Consider the following 18,859-nt stretch of genomic DNA (forward strand, 5'->3'; position numbering starts at 1 on the left):
GGTAAAACTAGAACACGTTACAGTTGCGCCCATGACCGAAGTCAAGATCGTCGCGGACTGCGCCGCCTCGGCCGAATCGGCCTTCGCCTACGTCAACGATTACCGGCACCTGCCGAAATTCATCAATGAGATCAGTGCCTTCACCCCGCTGACCGACCAGGTCGAAGGCGTGGATGCCACCTTCGACGGCACCATTCAGCTGGGCCCGATCGCCCTGCACTCCACCATCAAGATCGTCCGGCACGAACCCGGCTCCGCCATCGCGGTGAAGTCCATCAAGGGCTTCGAGATCGAATCCACCTTCCTCTTCCACGACAAGGGCGAGGAATCCTGCACCATCGACGCCATCGTCGACTACCGGGTCCCCGGCGGCATCGCGGGCAAGATCCTCGGCAAGACCATCGAGCCGTTCGTGAAGCTCGCGGTGAAGAGCTCCACCCACAATCTGGTCACCCAGGTCGCCGCGTTCCACACCACCCGCACGTCCGCCTAGTCACCCGGGGTCGCCAGAGCCGCCGACCCCCGCGAAGGCCCGCAGATCGGCCTCGGTCCGGCGGAACAGCCAGTAGTCGCCGAGGAACCCGAGGACACCCACCGCGCACAGCGCGTAGATGGAGATCAGCTCCAGCGAAACCTCTTCAGCGGTCAGGAACGTCAGACTCGCGATCACTCCGATCAACGGAATCGCCACCGCCACCGCGAGATACCGGGTGCAGCGACGGCTCAGGGCGCGCAGGGCATCGTGATCGCGCGCCGTCTCACCGTGGGTGAGCAGCCGCGGATAGAAGCAGCGCACCACGAAGAACGTCACCACGAAGAACGGGTACGCGACCGCGATCGCACCCGAAACCAGCATCGTCGCAACCAGATTCACAATGCGCCCCGGCGGCAGGCCGGTGTACACGACCAGCGCGATGGCCGTGATCGCGGCCGACACCACCCACCAGCCGAAGGCCAGCAGCGCCACCCGGTCGCCGTCGATCAGGGTGTCGCGCCGCGCCCGGGCCAGGGTCTCCGGATCGTAGGTCCGGCCGCGCCGCAGTCCGCGCCACACGATGAACGCCCGGCGGCACAGGTAATTGGTGAGCGCGATGGCGGCCGGCGTGCTGACCAGGAACAGCAGATTGCCCACCAACCGCAGCCGCGCCTGCTCCCCCGCCGAGAACCAGAGCGCGAACAGCGGATGATTGTGCAGGTTGGCGTAGGCGATGCCGAGCCCGTCACCGAACATGCTGGCCGCCGTGATCAGCGCGACCAGCGACCACGGGCCGACCCGGGACCGCCAGCTGCTCGCCGGCGGATCCACCAGATCCCGGGCCCGCTGATCCAGGCACAGGTCCAGCTGCTGGGCCAGCGCCGCACCCGTGACCCAGCGGTCCTCGCGATCGGGGGCCAGGCATTTGAGCAGCACCCGCCGCAGCGTGGCCGGGCAGTCCGGCGGCAGGTCGTCGAGGCGGGCGGGCTCGATCTCGTGGCGGCGCAGCCGGAGCATGCGTTCGAGCGAGGATTCCGAATCCCCCGCGCGGGTTTCGTCCTCGAAGGGACGGCGGCCGGTGAGCAGCTCCCACAGCACCACCCCCAGCGCGTAGATGTCGCTGCGGCCGTCCAGATCAGCGGCGGTCTCGGGCAGCTGCGGGTGACAGGCCGCCAGCTGCTCGGGCGACATGTACGCCAGCGAGCCGCCGAAGTAGGCCAGCGGGCTGGTCCCCGCCACGTGCGCGCTGAAACTGATATTGAAATCGGCCAGTTTCGGGCTGCCATCGGCGGTGAGCAGCACATTGGCGGGCTTGATATCGCGGTGCAGCACCCCGTTCCGGGCCGCGTGGTCGAGTGCGCGTGCCAACCGGCTGCCCAGCCAGGCAACGGTTTCCGGCCAGCTGCGCTCCGGCATCGCTGCGCGCGTGGGTGATTCGCCGGGCACCAGGCCGCCCCGGTCCCGCATGGCCGCGTCCACCGCCTCCAGCAGCAGCCCGCCGTCGCGATCCGCCGGCTCGCGAGAACGCACCAGTGCCAGCATCTTCGACAGCGTGCCGCCCGGAAGATATTGCATGTAAAGCAGTTTCAGCTCCCGGTCGCCGAGCAGCCGCTGGTCGAAGACGCGCACGATGTGCTCGTGATCCAGCCGCGCCAGGGTCTCGGATTCGGTGCCGTGGTTCTGCGAGACCTTCACCGCCACCAGTCGCTGCATGGACCGCTGCCGGGCCAGGAAGACCCGGGCGAAGGCACCGCTGCCCAGTTCCACCAGCAGATCGAAATCGTCCAGCCGATCGCCGACCTCGATGCCCTCCAGGGCGTGCTGCGCCTGCGGCCGGGCGATGAGGGTGCTGCGGTAGTCGTGCTCGGCCCATTCGGTGGCGACGACCTCGGTCGGATGGCAGCCGCCGTCCACCGCCGCACCGTGACCATTCCCGTGCGGCCCGGAGCGCCGCAGCGCGTGGAACTCCTCGTAGGCCAGATCGGGCGGCAGTGGACCGGAACGCAATTCGTCGAACTCGGCCCGGTAGTCGGCCAGGCGCTTGGGGAAGTCGTAGCGGATCCAGCGGTATTCCAGGTCGACCTTGATCAGTTCGATCAGCACCAGGCGGCGCAGGTGCGGTGTGCGTGGCAGGAATTCGGCCAGGCTGGGCGGCGCCGCGGCCGCCTCCCAGGCGGCCTGGAATCCGGCGAGCACGGACGCCAGCAGGGAGCGGGTCTCGTCGACAGCACCCGAGTCGATCGCCTGTTCTACGTTCATGCCTCTCCCGACCTGAACCCATCGGGTGCCGCCAGTATGCGCCCGAGAATCCGACTGCACGGTTGATTAACTCTTGTGGATAGATCGTTCGGCAGCCGCAGAGCGCATCGCGACGGCACAACACCGCCGGTCACGGGCCACTAGAGTCGCGGTATGAGTGAGCAGTTTCCCGAGCGGATCTGGGGTTCCCGCACCAATCTGCTGTCCCGCCTGGCCAGTCCGTTCGCCGCCACCAAGGTCGGCTCAATGGTCATCCGCAAACTGACGCCGCTGGATCGCAAGGTGCTCGAACGCACCGGCGGCAAGTACACCGTGCTCGGCCCGATCGGCGCGCCCGTCATCCTGCTCACCACCGTCGGCCGCAAATCCGGGCAGCCGCGCACCACTCCCCTGCTCTACGTGCACGAAGGCGATACGCTCTACGTGATCGGATCCAACTTCGGCCAGTCCCACCATCCGGCGTGGACCGCCAACCTGCTCGCCAGTCCGGCCGCCGAGGTCGCCATCGCCGGGCAGCACATTCCGGTCACCGCCACCCTGGTCGTCGACGAGGACCGCCAGCAGGCGGTCTTCGAACGCTTCGAGGAGACCACGCAGGCGTACACCGCCTACCGCAATCGCACCGCTCGTGACTTGCGCATTTTCGCCCTGACAAGATAGTTACCGTGACCGAATCAGCGAACGCCATTGCCACCGCCGACCTCGCCGACGAGATCGGCCCCGAGATCCGCAGCTGCGACACCCAGTTCATCCAGTTCGGCGGCCACGAGGTCTTCGCCGGACGCATCGTGACCATCCGGACCTTCCAGGACAACCTGCTCGTCAAGCAGACCCTCGGCGAACCCGGCGAAGGCCGGGTGCTCGTCGTGGACGGCGGCGCGAGCGTGCACACCGCGCTGGTCGGCGACATCATCGCGGGCCGCGGCGTCGACAACGGCTGGGCCGGGGTCGTCGTCAACGGCGCGGTCCGGGACTCGGCCATCCTGCGCACCCTGCCCATCGGCATCAAGGCGCTGGGCACCAACCCGCGCAAGAGCACCCAGACCGGCGCGAATGCCGAGAAAGATGTCACCGTCGAATTCGGTGGCGTCACCTTCGTTCCCGGCGACATGCTCTACAGCGACCATGACGGCGTTGTCGTTCGCAGCGAGGATTGACCCAACTCTCGGGAAGCTCTCAGGGGTAACGGCCGCCGTACCCCCGAGAATGGGGAGCCGGGGGCCCAGCCTCCGAGCCCCCGCGGGAGTCACGCCGCCGGCAACCCGCAGGGAACGCGGTGAGCCCGGCCGCGCGGGGCGCAGACCGAACCCCTACGGATCCGGGAGTACCTTGCCCGCGAAGCGCGCTCAGCCGCTGGTGACCCGGGCCTGGTGCCCGGCCAGTGCCACCACATCGCCCGCATGTAGCTGGCGACCCCGTCGCAGCTCCACCTCGTCGTTGACACGAACCAGGCCCTGGGCGATAACCGTCTTGGCTTCCGAACCGGAATCGATGAGGTTCGCCAGCTTCAGGAACTGGCCGAGTCGAATGACATCGTCTTCGATCGGGACATCGACTGGATCCGACATGGGTTACATCCTCACCCGCGGCCGTCTCCACACCAAACGCCGCCCCCACCACCAGCCGCCACGCGGCGGCCACGAGACACGAACCGGGTTCTGAGTGCATATGGGCATCGGCAACATTCACACTGGTGCAGTGACTTCGACGCAGGACCGGCCGCCCCACGACTCCGACCAGAGACCGGAGCCGCGATCGCCCGAGGTGCCACACCGCGGGCACGGCCGGCTGCGCGAGGTGCCGCATATCGCGGGCACCGCGCTCGGCGTCTTCTCGGTCCTCTGCTTCGCCTGGAGCATCTCGCCCGGGCTGCGGTTCCTGACCTCGCACCTACGCCACTTCGTCGACACCTACTACTTCGACGCCCCCGACACCTCACTGGTGTGGGCGCTGGTGGTGGGCCTGCTGGCGGGCGCCACCGCCAGCCGCAAGCGGATCGCCTGGTGGCTGCTGGTCGGGTACATGGCGGCCTTCGCGCTCGCCAACGCCCTCGACTTCGCCGCCGAGGGCGACATCAATGCCCTGGTGGCGTTGGTCATTCACGTCGTGGTCATCGGCGTGCTCATCGCCGCGTGGTCCGAGTTCTACACGCACGTGCAGCGCGGCGCGGTCTGGCGCGCGCTCGGCGTGCTGGCCGGCGGGCTCGCGCTGGGCTGCCTGGTCGGCTGGGGACTGGTCGAACTGTTCCCCGGCAGCCTGCCCGACCACACCGAACGCGCGCTGTGGGCGGTGTCCCGGGTCACCGGCGCGATCCTGGTCTCCAACGAGGACTTCGACGGGCACCCGCCGCACCTGGTCAACCTGCTGCTCGGTCTGTTCGGCGCGATCGCGCTGCTGGCCGCCGTCTTCACCCTGTTCCGGTCGCAGCGCTCCTCCAACGCGCTCACCGGGCTGGACGAATCCGCCATTCGGGGGCTCATCGAACGCTCCGACGTCGAGGACTCGCTCGGCTACTTCGCCACCCGCCGCGACAAGGCCGTCGTCTTCGCGCCCAGCGGCAAGGCCGCCGTCACCTACCGCGTCGAACTCGGCGTGTGCCTGGCCTCGGGCGACCCCATCGGGCAGAAGGAGTCCTGGGGCCACGCCATCGACGCCTGGCTGCGGCTGGCCGACCAGTACGGGTGGGCCCCGGCGGTCATGGGCGCCAGCGAGATCGGCGCGACCGCCTACCGGCGGGCCGGACTGTCCGCGCTGCGGCTGGGCGACGAGGCCATCCTCGAGACCCGCAGCTTCTCCCTCGCCGGACCCGATATGAAACCGGTCCGCCAGGCCGCCAATCGTCTTGCCAAGCAGGGCATCACGGTGCGGGTGCGGCGGCACCGGGAGGTCCCGCCCGAGGAGATGGCCGACGTCATGCGGCGCGCCGACGCCTGGCGCGACACCGAGACCGAACGCGGCTTCTCCATGGCCCTCGACCGGCTCGGGGATCCGCTGGACGGCGACTGCCTGCTGGTCGAGTCCGTCGCCCCCAACGGCCAGGTGCTCGGCATGCTGTCGTTCGTGCCGTGGGGCCGCACCGGTGTCTCCCTCGACCTCATGCGCCGCGACCGCACCGGGCCCAACGGGCTGATGGAACTCATGATCTCGCGGCTCGCCCTCACCTCCGAGCAGTACGCCATCACCCGAATCTCGTTGAACTTCGCGGTCTTCCGCGCGGTCTTCGAGGAGGGCGGCCGCATCGGCGCCGGCCCGGTGCTGCGCCTGTGGCGCGGCGTGCTCATGTTCTTCTCCCGCTGGTACCAGCTGGAGGCGCTCTACCGCTCCAATGTGAAGTACCAGCCGGATTGGGTGCCACGGTTCTCGCTGTTCGAGGAACGCCGGCACCTGCTGCGCGTCGCTACGGCCAGCGCGCTCGCCGAAGGCTTCCTGCCCCGCATCGGCCGTGAGCACGACGCCTCCGCGCACACCGGTCTGCGGCCCTCGGTGCCGCCCACCATGACCGGGCTGCACGCCGACGGCAGCCCGCCCGACCTGCCGCCGGAGGAGCTCGAGGAGCAGGGCCCGCGCCGCCCCGAACAGGTGCGGGTGCGCATGGACAAGCTGGAGAAGCTCCAGGAATCCGGCGTCGAGGCCTACCCGGTCGCCTACCCGCCCACCCACACCGTGTCCGCCGCCCGCGGCTGCCCGCAGGGCACCACGGTGCGAGTCTGCGGGCGGCTGTTGCGGATTCGCGACTACGGCGGCGTCATCTTCGCCGTGCTGCGCGACTGGTCCGGCGACATCCAGCTGCTCATCGACCGCGGCCGGGTGGGCGCCGACCGCAGCGAGTCGTTCACCGAATTCTTCGACCTGGGCGACCTGGTCGAGGTGAGCGGCCAGATCGGCCGCAGCCGCCGCGGCGAACTCTCGCTGCTCGCCCAGGACTGGCGGATGATCGGCAAATGCCTGCACCCGCTGCCGGACAAATGGAAGGGTCTGTCCGACCCGGAAGCCCGAGTGCGGCAACGCTATGTCGACATGGCCATCAACACCGATATCCGCGAGGTGCTGGCCAAGCGCAGCGCGGTGGTGCGGTCGCTGCGAGACACCTTGCACGGCTGGGGATTCCTCGAAGTCGAGACCCCCGTCCTGCAGCAGGTGCACGGCGGCGCCAACGCCACCCCGTTCACCACCCACATCAACGCCTACGACCTCGGCCTGTACCTGCGCATCGCCCCCGAGCTGTACCTCAAGCGACTGTGCGTGGGCGGCATGGAGAAGGTGTTCGAACTCGGCCGCGTCTTCCGCAACGAGGGCGTGGACTACAGCCACAACCCCGAGTTCACCATCCTGGAAGCCTATGAGGCGCACAGCGATTACGAACGCATGATGCACGCCTGCCGCCAGCTCATCCAGGAGGCCGCGGTGGCCGCCAACGGCAAGATGGTGGCGCTGCGCCCCGGACCCGACGGTGCCCTCACCGAGGTGGACATCTCCGGCGACTGGCCGGTCAAGACCGTGCACGGGGCCGTCTCCGAGGCGATCGGTGAGACCATCACCCCCGACACCGACGAGGAGCGGCTGCGGCTGCTCTGCGAGAAGGCGGGCGTGCCCTTCCAATTGGGCTGGGACGCCGGGCAACTCGTGCTCGAGATGTACGAGCACCTGGTGGAATCGGCCACCGAGGAACCCACCTTCTACATCGACTTCCCCACCTCCGTCTCCCCGCTCACGCGCGCGCACCGGCACATTCCGGGCGTCACCGAGCGCTGGGACCTGGTGGCCTGGGGCGTCGAACTGGGCACCGCCTACAGCGAATTGACCGATCCGGTGGAACAGCGCCGCCGCCTCACCGAACAGTCCATGCTGGCCGCCGGCGGCGACCCGGAGGCCATGGAACTCGACGAGGACTTCCTGCAGGCCCTCGAACACGCCATGCCGCCCACCGGCGGTCTCGGCGTCGGCGTGGACCGGGTGGTCATGCTGCTGATCGGCCGCAGCATCCGCGAAACGCTGCCGTTCCCGCTCGTGAAACCCCGCACCACGCCAAGCGAATCCCGATAGGGACCAGGGAAAACCCTGATTCCCCGGGCCGGATCCCCGGTTAATCTGGGATTCGGCCCGGGGCGGGCCCACCGGCCACACGGATTGGGGTATCCATGCACTACCTAGATCTCATGACCCAGGCGACCCTGCTGGACCACCACGTGTGGACCCACCCGGACACCTGGAACGCCGCCCTCGAGAACACCGCCGCCCGCCGCACCAGCAGCCGGCGCGGCACCAGCTTCTGGGGCTTCCTCGCGGTCTGCTGCATCAGCATCGTGGTCCTGGTGCTCGGCATCGTCTACCTGATGAGCCGCCGCAAGAACCGCTAGCCCCCGCGGCGCACCGCGGGCGGGGTGCGGCAGAGTGGTGGGCGTGCAGTTGATCCTCGTCCGTCACGCCCAGCCGCAACGAGTCCTGGCCGAATCCGGCCATGCCGACCCGGATCTCACCGCGATCGGCCTCGAACAGGCGGGCCGGGTCCCGGCCGCACTCGCCCACCACCGCATCGCCCGCGTGGTCAGCAGCCCGCAACTGCGGGCCCGCGAAACCGCCCGGCCCACAGCGGAGAAGCTCGGACTCGGCATCGACATCCTCGACGGGCTCGCCGAGTACGACCGCGACCTGCCGATATACGTCCCGATCGAGGACGCCCAGCAGGAATTCCGGGAAACCTACGCGCGCATCAAGGCCGGGCACCTGCCCGAGCAGATCGACGGCGACGCCTTCATCGGCCGCGTGCGCGACAGCATCGCGAGCATCGTGGCGGCCGCCGAGCACACCGACACCGTGGTCGTCTTCGCGCACGGCGGCGTGATCAACGTGCTGCTGCAGGAGGTGCTGGGCCTGGCCCGCCCGCTCACCTTCCCCATCGACTACTGCTCGATCACCCGGATCCTGTACTCGCGCAGCGGCGGCCGCACCGCGGCCACCGTCAACGAGAACGGCCACGTCTGGGACCTGTTGCCGCGCATGCAACGTCCGCGCCCCTAGACGCTCAGCGGACTCCCAGCCCGATCCCACACCCTTCCAAGCGCCGGAGCCTTCGATGGGAACTCGAGAGCCGCTTCCCCGCGGCCCACGATCCCGACAGAAAGGCACCACGATGTCCACCATCAAGCCCCGCCGCCGTCTCGCCCTGCGCCTCGCCGCGGCCGGTGCCCTCGCCGCCATCCCGCTCGCCGTCGTCGCCCTCCCCGCGAATGCCGCGACCCCCGACGACGGCGGCACCCCGGTCGTCGCCCAGCAGATCGACGACAATGGTCCCTGGGATCACGACCGTGACCACCACCGCCACGACCACGATGGCGGCTGGAACAACAACGGCGACAACGGCTGGAACAACAACGGCGGCTGGAACAACAACGGCGACAACGGCTGGAACAACAACGGCGGCTGGAACAACAACGGCTGGAACAACAACCCGGCTCCGGCCCCTGCCTGGCTGCCGCCCACCGGCTCCTTCGGCATGTAACCCGGCCGGCGACGCCTCATCGGCTCGGACACCGAAAAGGCCGCTCCCAGTGTGGGAGCGGCCTTTTCAGGTTTCGCGGGCCCGGCCCACCGCCGGGCCGTCCGCTACGCGTTGGTCGCGATCCAGTTGTGCATCCAGGTCAGCGCGGTCTGGCCGCCGCCCACGCCGTAGCTGCCGTAGCTGGTGTGCTTGCCGCTGCGGTAGAACTGCTCGAGCTGGTGGGCGTACTCGCTGTCCGGACCGTCGGCCAGCTGGGCCTGCAGCGTCGGCAGACCACCCTGCGCCATCAGGTCGTTGAGGATGGACCCGAGTTCGAGCTGGGTCTGCCACAGGTTGAAGTTGTTCGGGTTGGACGACTGCGCCAGGAAACCCGCGAAGCGGGTGAGGAAGTCGGTCTCCTCGGTGGAGCAGTACAGGTCGCCGATGGCGCACACGGTGCGCACCTTGTCGCTGACCCAGCCGAAGCCGCCGACCCGTGGCCCGCCCGCACCCGCGCCGGGGGCGATCGGGCCGATCTGAGCGTCGGTGGGCGAGCGGCGGGGATCGGAGATCAGCGCGACCGCCGCGATGCGATCCGGCGGCACCACGCCGTGACCGCTGCCGATCTCGGCGGCGAGATCGCCGGCCGCGTCGGCGCCCTGGCTGTAGCCGGTGATGGCGATCCTGGTGCCCGGGCAGCGCGCGCCCATGTCCTGCACCAGACCGCGGGCATTGTCGACGGCTTCCTTCTTGGAGGCGGCGTAGACGTCGCCCTCCCAGGGGAAGGCGGTGGCCGCGTAGGTGACATAGTCGACCGCACCGGGCAATCCGTCGGTCACCGCGGCCAGCATGCCGGGCTTGGGGTCCTTGTCGTGGCCGGTCTCCCAGGTGCCGGGCACGGCGACCGTGTAGAAACTCGGGCAGCCCGCGCCGGGGGCGGCCGTAGCGGGACCGCTGCCCAGGACGATTCCCGACATGAGCACGCTCGCCGCTGCCCCCGCAGCCGCGACAACATTCTTCAACCGCATACTGCTCCAGTTCCCGCTTGTGCCGGGACAGGTTGCGCGTCCCGATTCCGGATCATGGTGCGGTCGCCGGATGACAGTCCGGTGCACTGAGGGTTAACCCAAGTAACCGCCCGGCTGAGCTGACTGGAACAGACCGAATGACGAGATCGGCGACACACCGCCGACAAGCATAAAGGGGCCTATTCGACCCTGCCAGGCGAGACGGGGAAGACGTCCGATTTCCGGCCGAAAGTTGTGCCGGAAGCCACATTTCGGACCTCAGTCCTGCAATGCCGCCTCGAGCATCGGCCACGACCGATGCAGCGCGTCCTGCCAGTACCGCCAGGAATGCGTTCCGGCAGGGCTGAATTCGACCTGCGCGGGGATCCCCAACTGGCCGAGGCGATCTGCGAGCTGGTGCGTGCACCCGTTGGTCGCGGCCTCGATCACGCCACCCAGGATGATCTGGTTGGCCAGCGTCGCCGGACGCCCGCCGATCGAGGGTGAATCGAGGGTGTCCATCGGCCCGGGCAGACCGGTCGAACTCGAGATGAACAGCGCCTTCCCGCGCAGGGCGGCGGCATTGAGCACGGCATCGTGCTGCTGCCAGTCCGGGTCGCCGGGCTCGCCCCACATATTGCGGGAATCCGCGTCACCGCGGTCGAGGACGAGCTGGATGTAGCGGCGGCTGTTCTCGTCGGCGGTGGAGGCGCAGCCACTGTAGGAGGCGACCGCCCGGTACCGATCGGGGGCCGCGATGGCCAGATTCAGCGCGGAGGTCGCCGACATCGACACGCCCGCTACCGCGTTCGCGCCGGAGGCGTGCAGCACCGAATCCAGGATCGGCGGCAGTTCCGCGGTCAGAAAGGTCTCCCATTTCTGGCGGCCCAGACTCGGGTCGTCTTTCTGCCAGTCGGTGTAATAGGAGAATTTTCCACCGATCGGGGAAACAACATTCACGTTCTTATCCGCGAAGAATTGCACGATATCGGTTTGGCGATACCAGGTCGCGGCATCCTCACCACCGCCCGCGCCATTCAGCAGATACAACGTGGGTCGCGGCACACTGTTGTCGAACGGGGTGATCACCTGAAGCGTGATCACCCGGTCCATCGCGGCCGAATAGACCGAGATCTCCTCTTGCCGCTGGCCGGGCCGATCGATCGAGACCAGATGGGATCCGGTGGAATCATCCGCCGTGGCCGTACCGATGGTCCCGGGCGCGGACGACAATGCCAGGGAGAGTGCAATTGCCGAGATCGCGGCGAGCGCCGAGAGCTTACCGGTGAGCATCGGTACGGTTTTCCTATCGATCGAATCGGCCCGGAACGGGAAATCAGCTGCCGATGTACTTGCGGATCGCGTCCGACAGGATGGTGCTGAGCGAACCGGTCGAGCTGAGCTGGCCGTCGGCCGAGCCGAGGCCGTTGTTGTTGAGGCTGCCCAGCGCGTCCTCGCCGACGGTGTTGGCGCGGGCGGTGAAGCACGCGGTCAGGTTGGGGAGCTCGTTGCTGACACCGACGGTGCCGGCGACGCCGATGCCACCGCTGGTGACCTGCTGACCGGCCGAGAGGTTGGTCGGAACCGGGTAGGTGATGTTGAGGGTCACCGGGTTGCCGGAGTTCACGAACCAGCCCGTGCTGGTCACCTTCCAGCCGCCGGCGTTCGGCTCCGGGGTGACGTCTTCGGTGCGCTGACCGCCCGCCAGGTGGTAGGCGGTGATGCTGGCCTTCACCGGCGCGCCGAAGCCCGACGGCGGGTAGTCGGTGATGGTGTTGACGTACGGGTTACCGATACCGGTGGTGCCGACGACGACCTTGTAGGTCACCGTGGTGCCGATGCCGACCGAGTCGAGGTTGGCGCTCTTGTCGTAGGTCATGGTGATGCCCACGGTGCTGATGTCATTCTTGGTGGCATGCGAGCTCAGGGCGCAGGTCGTATCCGCTGACGCGGCGCCCGTCTCCAGCGTGGTCATGCTCAGGCCCGCGAAAACCATTGCGGCAGAGGTCGCGATCGCGGCCGCACGGCGATTACGGAACATATTTTCCTCCAAGTGTCCCGAGATCCTCCGGGACCGATCCATACTTACCGAGCGCTGCGGACGACTCGGAGGGTGGACTCCACACGGGGAGTAAGTAAACAGGTGTAACTGGTCCCCTGTCCAGGGTTTGACAAAACTGCTCCCAGTTACTGACTAGTACACATTTCAGATCGTTTCCCTGCATAACAAAAAGCGCTCCCGGACCGAAGTCCGGGAGCGCTCTTCAGGGTTTCAGCTCAGCGCTGGATCACCGCTGGGCGACCATGGTCGGGGTGATCGGAGACGGCAGCGCCGTCTCACCCTCCAGGTACTTGTCCACCGCGGACGCGCACGCGCGACCCTCCGCGATGGCCCACACGATCAGCGACTGACCGCGGCCCATGTCACCGGCGACGAAGACGCCGGGCACGGTGGTGGCCCAATCCTTGTCGCGCATGACATTTCCGCGCTGGTCGTAGCCCACGCCCAGGCCCTCGAGCAGACCGTTCTTCTGCGGTCCGACGAAGCCCATGGCCAGCAGCACCAGGTCGGCCTCGAGGGTGAAGTCGGTGCCCTCGACCTTCTCGAAGCGGCCGTTGACCATCGACACCTCGTGCGCCTGCAGCCCGGTGACCTTGCCGTCGGCGCCGATGAAACGCTCGGTGTTGACGGAGAACACGCGCTCGCCGCCCTCCTCGTGCGCAGAGGAGACGCGGTACATCAGCGGGTAGGTCGGCCACGGGGTCGAGTCGGCCCGCTGCTCCGGCGGACGCGGCATGATCTCGAACTGGTGGATCGTCTCCGCACCCTGCCGGTGCGAGGTACCCAGGCAGTCCGCGCCGGTGTCACCGCCACCGATGATGACGACCTTCTTGCCGCGCGCGTTGATGCGCGGCAGGCCGTCCTCGTCGGTGATCGGGTCGCCCAGCTGCACCCGGTTGGCCAGCGGCAGGAACTCCATGGCCTGGTGGATGCCGTCCAGGTCGCGGCCCGGGATCGGCAGGTCACGCGCGATGGTGGCGCCACCGGCGAGCACGACCGCGTCGAACTGCTCACGCAGCTGCTGGGCCGTGATGTCCACGCCCACGTTCACGCCGGTCTTGAAGATGGTGCCCTCGGCCTCCATCTGCGCGATGCGGCGGTCGATGAAGCGCTTCTCCATCTTGAATTCCGGGATGCCGTAGCGCAGCAGGCCGCCGATGCGGTCGTCGCGCTCGAACACGGTCACGGTGTGGCCGGCCCGGGTCAGCTGCTGAGCGGCGGCCAGGCCCGCGGGGCCGGAGCCGACGACCGCGATGCGCTTGCCGGTCAGGCGGGTCGGATAGATCGGGGTCACCCAGCCCTCGTCGAAACCGTTCTCGATGATCTCGACCTCGACCTGCTTGATGGTCACCGGATCCTGGTTGATGCCCAGGACGCAGGACGCCTCGCACGGAGCCGGGCACAGGCGGCCGGTGAACTCCGGGAAGTTGTTGGTCGCGTGCAGCCGATCGAACGACTCCTTCCACGCGCCCTTGTACACCAGGTCGTTCCACTCGGGAATCAGGTTCCCGAGCGGACAGCCGTTGTGGCAGAACGGGATACCGCAGTCCATGCAGCGGCTGGCCTGCTTCTGCAGGGTCTCGTGGGAGAACTTCTCCTCGTAGACCTCTTGCCAGTCCAGCAGTCGCAGCGGAACCGGACGGCGCTTGGGCAGTTCCCGGGAAGTGTGCTTCAGGAAGCCTTGTGCGTCACCCATTTACGAACTCCTGACTAATGCGCAGCGCGCACGGAACAACGACAGTGGTGCTGCGTTGCACCGCCAAGGTGAGATCAGCCACGCGCCGCCTCCATGATCGCTTCGTCGACATTCCGGCCGGCCTTCTCGGCCTCGGAGATGGCGAGCAGGACCTTCTTGTAGTCGCGCGGCATGACCTTCGCGAACTTCGTCACCTGCTGCGACCAGTCGCCCAGGATCTTGTCGGCGACAGCGGATCCGGTCTCGTCGCGATGCTGGACCACGATGTCGTGCAGCATCTGCGCGTCCTCGGCCGACAGCTGCTCGAGGTCGACCAGCTCGGTGTTGAGGTTGGCCTCGAAGGTGCCGTTCGGGTTGTAGACGTAGGCGATACCGCCCGACATGCCGGCGCCGAAGTTGCGGCCGGTCTCGCCGAGGATGACCACGCGGCCACCGGTCATGTACTCGCAGGCATGGTCGCCCACACCCTCGACGACCGCGGTGGCGCCCGAGTTGCGGACGGCGAAGCGCTCGCCGGCCACACCGCGCAGGAACGCCTGGCCGCTGGTGGCGCCGAACAGGATCACGTTGCCCGCGATGATGTTCTGCTCCGCGACGAACGCCTCCGGCGCGTCATCGGACGGGCGCACCGTGATGCGGCCACCCGAAAGACCTTTGCCGACATAGTCGTTGGCGTCGCCGACCACCCGCAGGGTGATACCGGCCGGGACGAACGCACCGAACGAGTTACCGGCGGAGCCGGTGAACGTGATGTCGATGGTGTTGTCCGGCAGGCCGACTCCGCCGTAGAGCTTGGTGACCTCGTGGCCGAGCATGGTGCCGACGGTCCGGTTCACGTTCGTGATCTTGGATTCGAACTTGACCGGCTTGCCGCGCTCCAGCGCGTCCGCGGACTGCGCGATGAGCTCGTTGTCCAGCGCCTTGTCCAGACCGTGGTCCTGGTCCTTGGTGCGGCGGCGGTCCTGGAACATGAACGCCGTCTCGACGTCGTCCAGGATCGGCGACAGGTCCAGCTTGGCGGCCTTCCAGTGCGCCTTCGCGGCGGTGGTGTCGAGCAGGTCGACCCGGCCGATGGCCTCGTCCAGGGTCCGCAGACCCAGCGACGCCAGCAGCTCCCGCACCTCTTCGGCGATGTAGAGCATGAAGTTCTCGACGAACTCCGGCTTGCCGGTGAAACGCTCACGGAGAACCGGGTTCTGGGTGGCGACGCCGACCGGGCAGGTGTCGAGGTGGCAGACGCGCATCATGATGCAGCCCGAGACCACCAGCGGAGCGGTCGCGAAACCGTACTCCTCGGCGCCCAGCAGCGCGGCGATCATGACGTCGCGGCCGGTCTTCATCTGACCGTCCACCTGCACCACGATGCGGTCGCGCAGACCGTTGAGCAGCAGCGTCTGCTGGGTCTCGGCCAGGCCGAGCTCCCAGGGGCCACCCGCGTGCTTCAGCGAGGTCAGCGGCGAGGCACCGGTACCACCGTCGTGGCCGGAGATGAGCACCACGTCGGCGTGCGCCTTGGAGACACCCGCGGCGACGGTGCCGACGCCCGGCTCCGCGACGAGCTTCACGTGAATCCGCGCCTGCGGGTTCGCGTTCTTCAGGTCGTGGATCAGCTGCGCCAGATCCTCGATCGAGTAGATGTCGTGGTGCGGCGGCGGCGAGATCAGGCCGACGCCCGGCGTCGAGTGCCGGACCTCGGCGACCCACGGGTACACCTTGTGGGCCGGCAGCTGGCCGCCCTCACCGGGCTTCGCACCCTGCGCCATCTTGATCTGGATGTCGGTGCAGTTGGTCAGGTAGTGCGCGGTCACACCGAAGCGACCCGAGGCCACCTGCTTGATCGCGGACCGGCGCCAGTCGCCGCCCTCCTCCGGCTCGAAGCGCGCCGGGTGCTCGCCGCCCTCACCGGAGTTGGAGCGGCCGCCGAGGCGGTTCATGGCGATGGCCAGGGTCTCGTGGGCCTCGGCCGAGATGGAGCCGTAGCTCATCGCACCGGTCGAGAAGCGCTTCACGATCTCCGACGCCGGCTCGACCTCGTCGATCGAGATCGGGTGCCGGTGCTCGGACTTGAACTTGAACAGACCACGCAGCGAGGCGAGACGCTCCGACTGGTCGTCGACCAGCTTCGTGTACTCCTTGAAGACCTTGTACTGGCCCGAGCGGGTGGCGTGCTGCAGCTTGAACACCGTGTCCGGGTTGAACAGGTGGTACTCGCCCTCACGACGCCACTGGTACTCGCCGCCGACCTCGAGCTCGCGGTGCGCGCGCTCGTTGCGGTTCTCCAGGAACGCGACCCGGTGCCGCTGCGCGACCTCGTCCGCGATGTCGTCCAGGCCGATGCCGTCCAGCGGCGACTTCAGACCGGTGAAGTACTCGTTCACCAGCTCCTGCCCCAGGCCGACGACCTGGAACAGCTGCGCGCCACGGTAGGAGGCGATGGTGGAGATGCCCATCTTGGACATCACCTTCAGCACGCCCTTGCCGGCCGCCTTGTTGTAGTTGTAGACGGCCTTGTTGTAGTCGGCCGCGAGATCGCCGGTGCTGCCCGGCATCTGCAGCGCGCCGCGCTCGAGCATGTCCTCGATGGACTCGAAGGCCATGTACGGGTTGATGGCCGCCGCGCCGAAACCGACCAGCATGGCCATGTGGTGCACCTCGCGGGCGTCACCGGCCTCGATGACCAGGCCGACCTTGGTGCGGGTGCGCTCCCGGACCAGGTGGTGGTGCACCGCGGCGGTCAGCAGCAGCGACGGGATCGGGGCCAGCTTCTCGTTGGACTCGCGGTCGGACAGCACGATGATGCGCGCGCCGCCGTCGATGGCCGCCGAGACCTGACGCTGCACGGCCTCGAGGGCCTTGCGCAGCCCCTTGCCGCCCTTCTTGACCGGGTACAGGCCGTGGACCACCACGGACCGCAGGTCGGGACGGGAGCCGTCGTCGTTGATGTGGATGAGCTTGTTGAGCTCGTCGTTGTCCAGGATCGGCTGGGTCAGGGTGATCTGACGACAGGACTCCGGTCCCGGGTTCAGCAGGTCGGCCTCCGGGCCGATCATGCTGCGCAGCGAGGTCACGACCTCTTCGCGGATGGCGTCCAGCGGCGGGTTGGTGACCTGCGCGAACAGCTGCGAGAAGTAGTCGAACAGCAGGCGCGGCCGCGCCGACAGCACCGCGATCGGGGTGTCGGTGCCCATCGAGCCGAGCGCCTCGCCACCGGTCTGCGCCATCGGCGAGACCAGCAGGTTCAGTTCCTCGGTGGTGTAGCCGAAGATCTGCTGACGGATCAGCACGCGGTCGTGCGACATGTGCACGTGCGGGCGGTCGGGCAGGTCGCTCAGCTTGGTCGGGCCCTCGTCCAGCCACTGCTGGTACGGGAACTCGGCGGCCAGCGAGGACTTGACCTCGTCGTCGCTGATGATGCGGCCCTGCGAGGTGTCGACCAGGAACATGTGGCCGGGCTGCAGGCGCTTCTTGTAGACGACCTTGGCCGGGTCGATGTCGAGCACGCCGACCTCGGAAGCCAGCACGACCAGGCCGTCCTCGGTGACCCAGATGCGGCCGGGGCGCAGACCGTTGCGGTCCAGCACCGCGCCGACGACCGTGCCGTCGGTGAAGCACACCGAGGCCGGGCCGTCCCAGGGCTCCATGAGGAAGGAGTGGTAGCGGTAGAAGGCGCGCTGATCCGGGGTCATGGACTCGTGGCGCTCCCACGCCTCCGGAATCATCATGAGCACGGCGTGCGGCAGGCTGCGGCCGCCCAGGTGCAGCAGTTCGAGCACCTCGTCGAAGCGCGCGGTGTCCGAGGCGCCGGGGGTGCAGACCGGGAAGATCTTCTCCAGGCGGTTGTTGCCGGCGTGGTCGGTGCCGAACACGTTGGAGTTCAGCAGCGCCTCACGCGCCCGCATCCAGTTCTCGTTGCCGGAGACGGTGTTGATCTCACCGTTGTGGGCGACGCGCCGGAACGGGTGCGCCAGCGGCCACGACGGGAAGGTGTTGGTGGAGAAGCGCGAGTGCACGATGCCCAGCGCCGACTCGACCCGGTCGTCCTGCAGGTCCAGGTAGAACGCCCGCAGCTGCGGGGTGGTGAACATGCCCTTGTAGACGAAGGTCTCGCCGGACAGACTCGGGAAGTAGACCGACTCCTTGCCGGTCGCGCCCTCGCCGGCACCCGACCTGCCGAGCTCGTGCTCGATGCGCTTGCGGATGACGTAGGCGCGACGTTCCAGGTCCATGCCGGACAGCTGCTCGGCGCCACCCTTGGGCGAGGCGATGAAGATCTGCCGGAAGGTCGGCATGGCGTCACGCGACAGCGCGCCCAGCGACGACCCGTCGATCGGGACCTCGCGCCAGCCGAGGACCTCGAGGCCCTCCTCGCGCACGATCTTCTCGACGCCGTACCCGGCGCGGGCGGCCTCGCGGCGAGCCTGCGGCAGGAAAGCGATACCGGTGGCGTACGAACCTTCGGCGGGGAGCTCGAAGTCGACGACAGCACGGAAGTACTTGTCCGGGAGCTGGATCAGGATGCCCGCGCCGTCACCCGAGTTGGGTTCGGCACCGGCGGCACCACGGTGCTCCAGGTTCAGCAATGCCGTAATAGCCTTGTCGACGATGTCGCGGCTGCGGCGGCCGTGCATGTCGACGACGAATGCGACACCACACGCGTCGTGTTCATTCGCCGGGTCATAGAGCCCGATGGGTCCAGGGGACCTGTGGCCAGGAAGTTGCGTCATGCCTCTGCCTTCACAAAAAACAGGCCTTCGAAGAATGCGGCCTTCGTCGAACGCCTCCGGTCTGGACTGCGTCCGGACGTTCGGAGACCAGCGGCGCTGATGGTCATTCCGTGCAGTCAACTTTGCAGTTGTCCACCCGCTTCGATTACCTAGTCGGG

The 18,859-nt window shown here is 68.0% G+C and carries 14 protein-coding genes; 7 read left to right on the forward strand and 7 right to left on the reverse strand.

Going from position 1 to position 18,859, the window contains the following annotated elements; all coding sequences use genetic code 11:
* Nucleotides 1–31: 31 nt before the first annotated feature.
* Entirely contained in the window at nt 32–493 is a 462-nt protein-coding gene (locus tag ACWEQQ_RS01945) for an SRPBCC family protein (protein ID WP_452339318.1), read from the forward strand.
* Here the strand turns inward: ACWEQQ_RS01945 and ACWEQQ_RS01950 are convergent, their stop codons facing one another.
* Complete coding sequence (locus ACWEQQ_RS01950) at nt 494–2,734, reverse strand: serine/threonine-protein kinase (protein ID WP_452346816.1); 2,241 nt, start codon at nt 2,732–2,734, stop codon at nt 494–496.
* Nucleotides 2,735–2,887: 153 nt separating this feature from the next.
* On the opposite strand from ACWEQQ_RS01950, the gene ACWEQQ_RS01955 reads away from it, so the two are divergent.
* Nucleotides 2,888–3,394, forward strand: coding sequence for a nitroreductase/quinone reductase family protein (locus ACWEQQ_RS01955; RefSeq protein WP_452346817.1), 507 nt, complete (start codon nt 2,888–2,890; stop codon nt 3,392–3,394).
* Between the two features lie 5 nt (nt 3,395–3,399).
* Nucleotides 3,400–3,891 (forward strand): ribonuclease E activity regulator RraA, encoded by a 492-nt coding sequence (gene rraA / locus ACWEQQ_RS01960; protein ID WP_379392990.1) that lies wholly within the window; start codon nt 3,400–3,402, stop codon nt 3,889–3,891.
* A gap of 189 nt (nt 3,892–4,080) precedes the next feature.
* On the opposite strand, the gene ACWEQQ_RS01965 is transcribed toward rraA, so the two are convergent.
* The gene (locus ACWEQQ_RS01965; RefSeq protein WP_452339321.1) at nt 4,081–4,302 is read right to left on the reverse strand and encodes an RNA-binding S4 domain-containing protein; all 222 of its coding nucleotides are present in this window, start codon (nt 4,300–4,302) and stop codon (nt 4,081–4,083) included.
* A 130-nt stretch (nt 4,303–4,432) separates the two neighbouring features.
* Between ACWEQQ_RS01965 and lysX the strand changes: the two genes are divergently transcribed.
* The 4 genes from lysX to ACWEQQ_RS01985 all read left to right on the forward strand — a co-directional run bounded on the left by lysX (nt 4,433) and on the right by ACWEQQ_RS01985 (nt 9,233).
* Nucleotides 4,433–7,777: a bifunctional lysylphosphatidylglycerol synthetase/lysine--tRNA ligase LysX gene (gene lysX / locus ACWEQQ_RS01970; protein WP_452346818.1), complete on the forward strand. Its 3,345-nt coding sequence runs from the start codon at nt 4,433–4,435 to the stop codon at nt 7,775–7,777.
* 113 nt (nt 7,778–7,890) lie between these two features.
* Nucleotides 7,891–8,091, forward strand: coding sequence for a hypothetical protein (locus ACWEQQ_RS01975; protein ID WP_452346819.1), 201 nt, complete (start codon nt 7,891–7,893; stop codon nt 8,089–8,091).
* Between the two features lie 43 nt (nt 8,092–8,134).
* Nucleotides 8,135–8,752, forward strand: coding sequence for a histidine phosphatase family protein (locus tag ACWEQQ_RS01980; RefSeq protein WP_452346820.1), 618 nt, complete (start codon nt 8,135–8,137; stop codon nt 8,750–8,752).
* A gap of 112 nt (nt 8,753–8,864) precedes the next feature.
* Nucleotides 8,865–9,233, forward strand: a complete 369-nt coding sequence (locus ACWEQQ_RS01985) for a hypothetical protein (RefSeq protein WP_452346821.1) — start codon at nt 8,865–8,867, stop codon at nt 9,231–9,233.
* 104 nt (nt 9,234–9,337) lie between these two features.
* On the opposite strand, the gene ACWEQQ_RS01990 is transcribed toward ACWEQQ_RS01985, so the two are convergent.
* The 5 genes from ACWEQQ_RS01990 to gltB all read right to left on the reverse strand — a co-directional run bounded on the left by ACWEQQ_RS01990 (nt 9,338) and on the right by gltB (nt 18,701).
* Entirely contained in the window at nt 9,338–10,240 is a 903-nt protein-coding gene (locus ACWEQQ_RS01990; protein WP_452339325.1) for a cutinase family protein, read from the reverse strand.
* A gap of 258 nt (nt 10,241–10,498) precedes the next feature.
* Nucleotides 10,499–11,512, reverse strand: a complete 1,014-nt coding sequence (locus ACWEQQ_RS01995) for an alpha/beta hydrolase (RefSeq protein ID WP_452339326.1) — start codon at nt 11,510–11,512, stop codon at nt 10,499–10,501.
* A gap of 43 nt (nt 11,513–11,555) precedes the next feature.
* Nucleotides 11,556–12,260, reverse strand: a complete 705-nt coding sequence (locus ACWEQQ_RS02000; protein WP_452339327.1) for a hypothetical protein — start codon at nt 12,258–12,260, stop codon at nt 11,556–11,558.
* A 247-nt stretch (nt 12,261–12,507) separates the two neighbouring features.
* Nucleotides 12,508–13,977: a glutamate synthase subunit beta gene (locus ACWEQQ_RS02005; protein WP_452339328.1), complete on the reverse strand. Its 1,470-nt coding sequence runs from the start codon at nt 13,975–13,977 to the stop codon at nt 12,508–12,510.
* Nucleotides 13,978–14,051: 74 nt separating this feature from the next.
* Nucleotides 14,052–18,701: a glutamate synthase large subunit gene (gene gltB / locus ACWEQQ_RS02010; RefSeq protein ID WP_452346822.1), complete on the reverse strand. Its 4,650-nt coding sequence runs from the start codon at nt 18,699–18,701 to the stop codon at nt 14,052–14,054.
* Between the last annotated feature and the right edge of the window lie 158 nt (nt 18,702–18,859).

The sequence above is a fragment of the Nocardia sp. NPDC004123 genome (assembly GCF_053603795.1).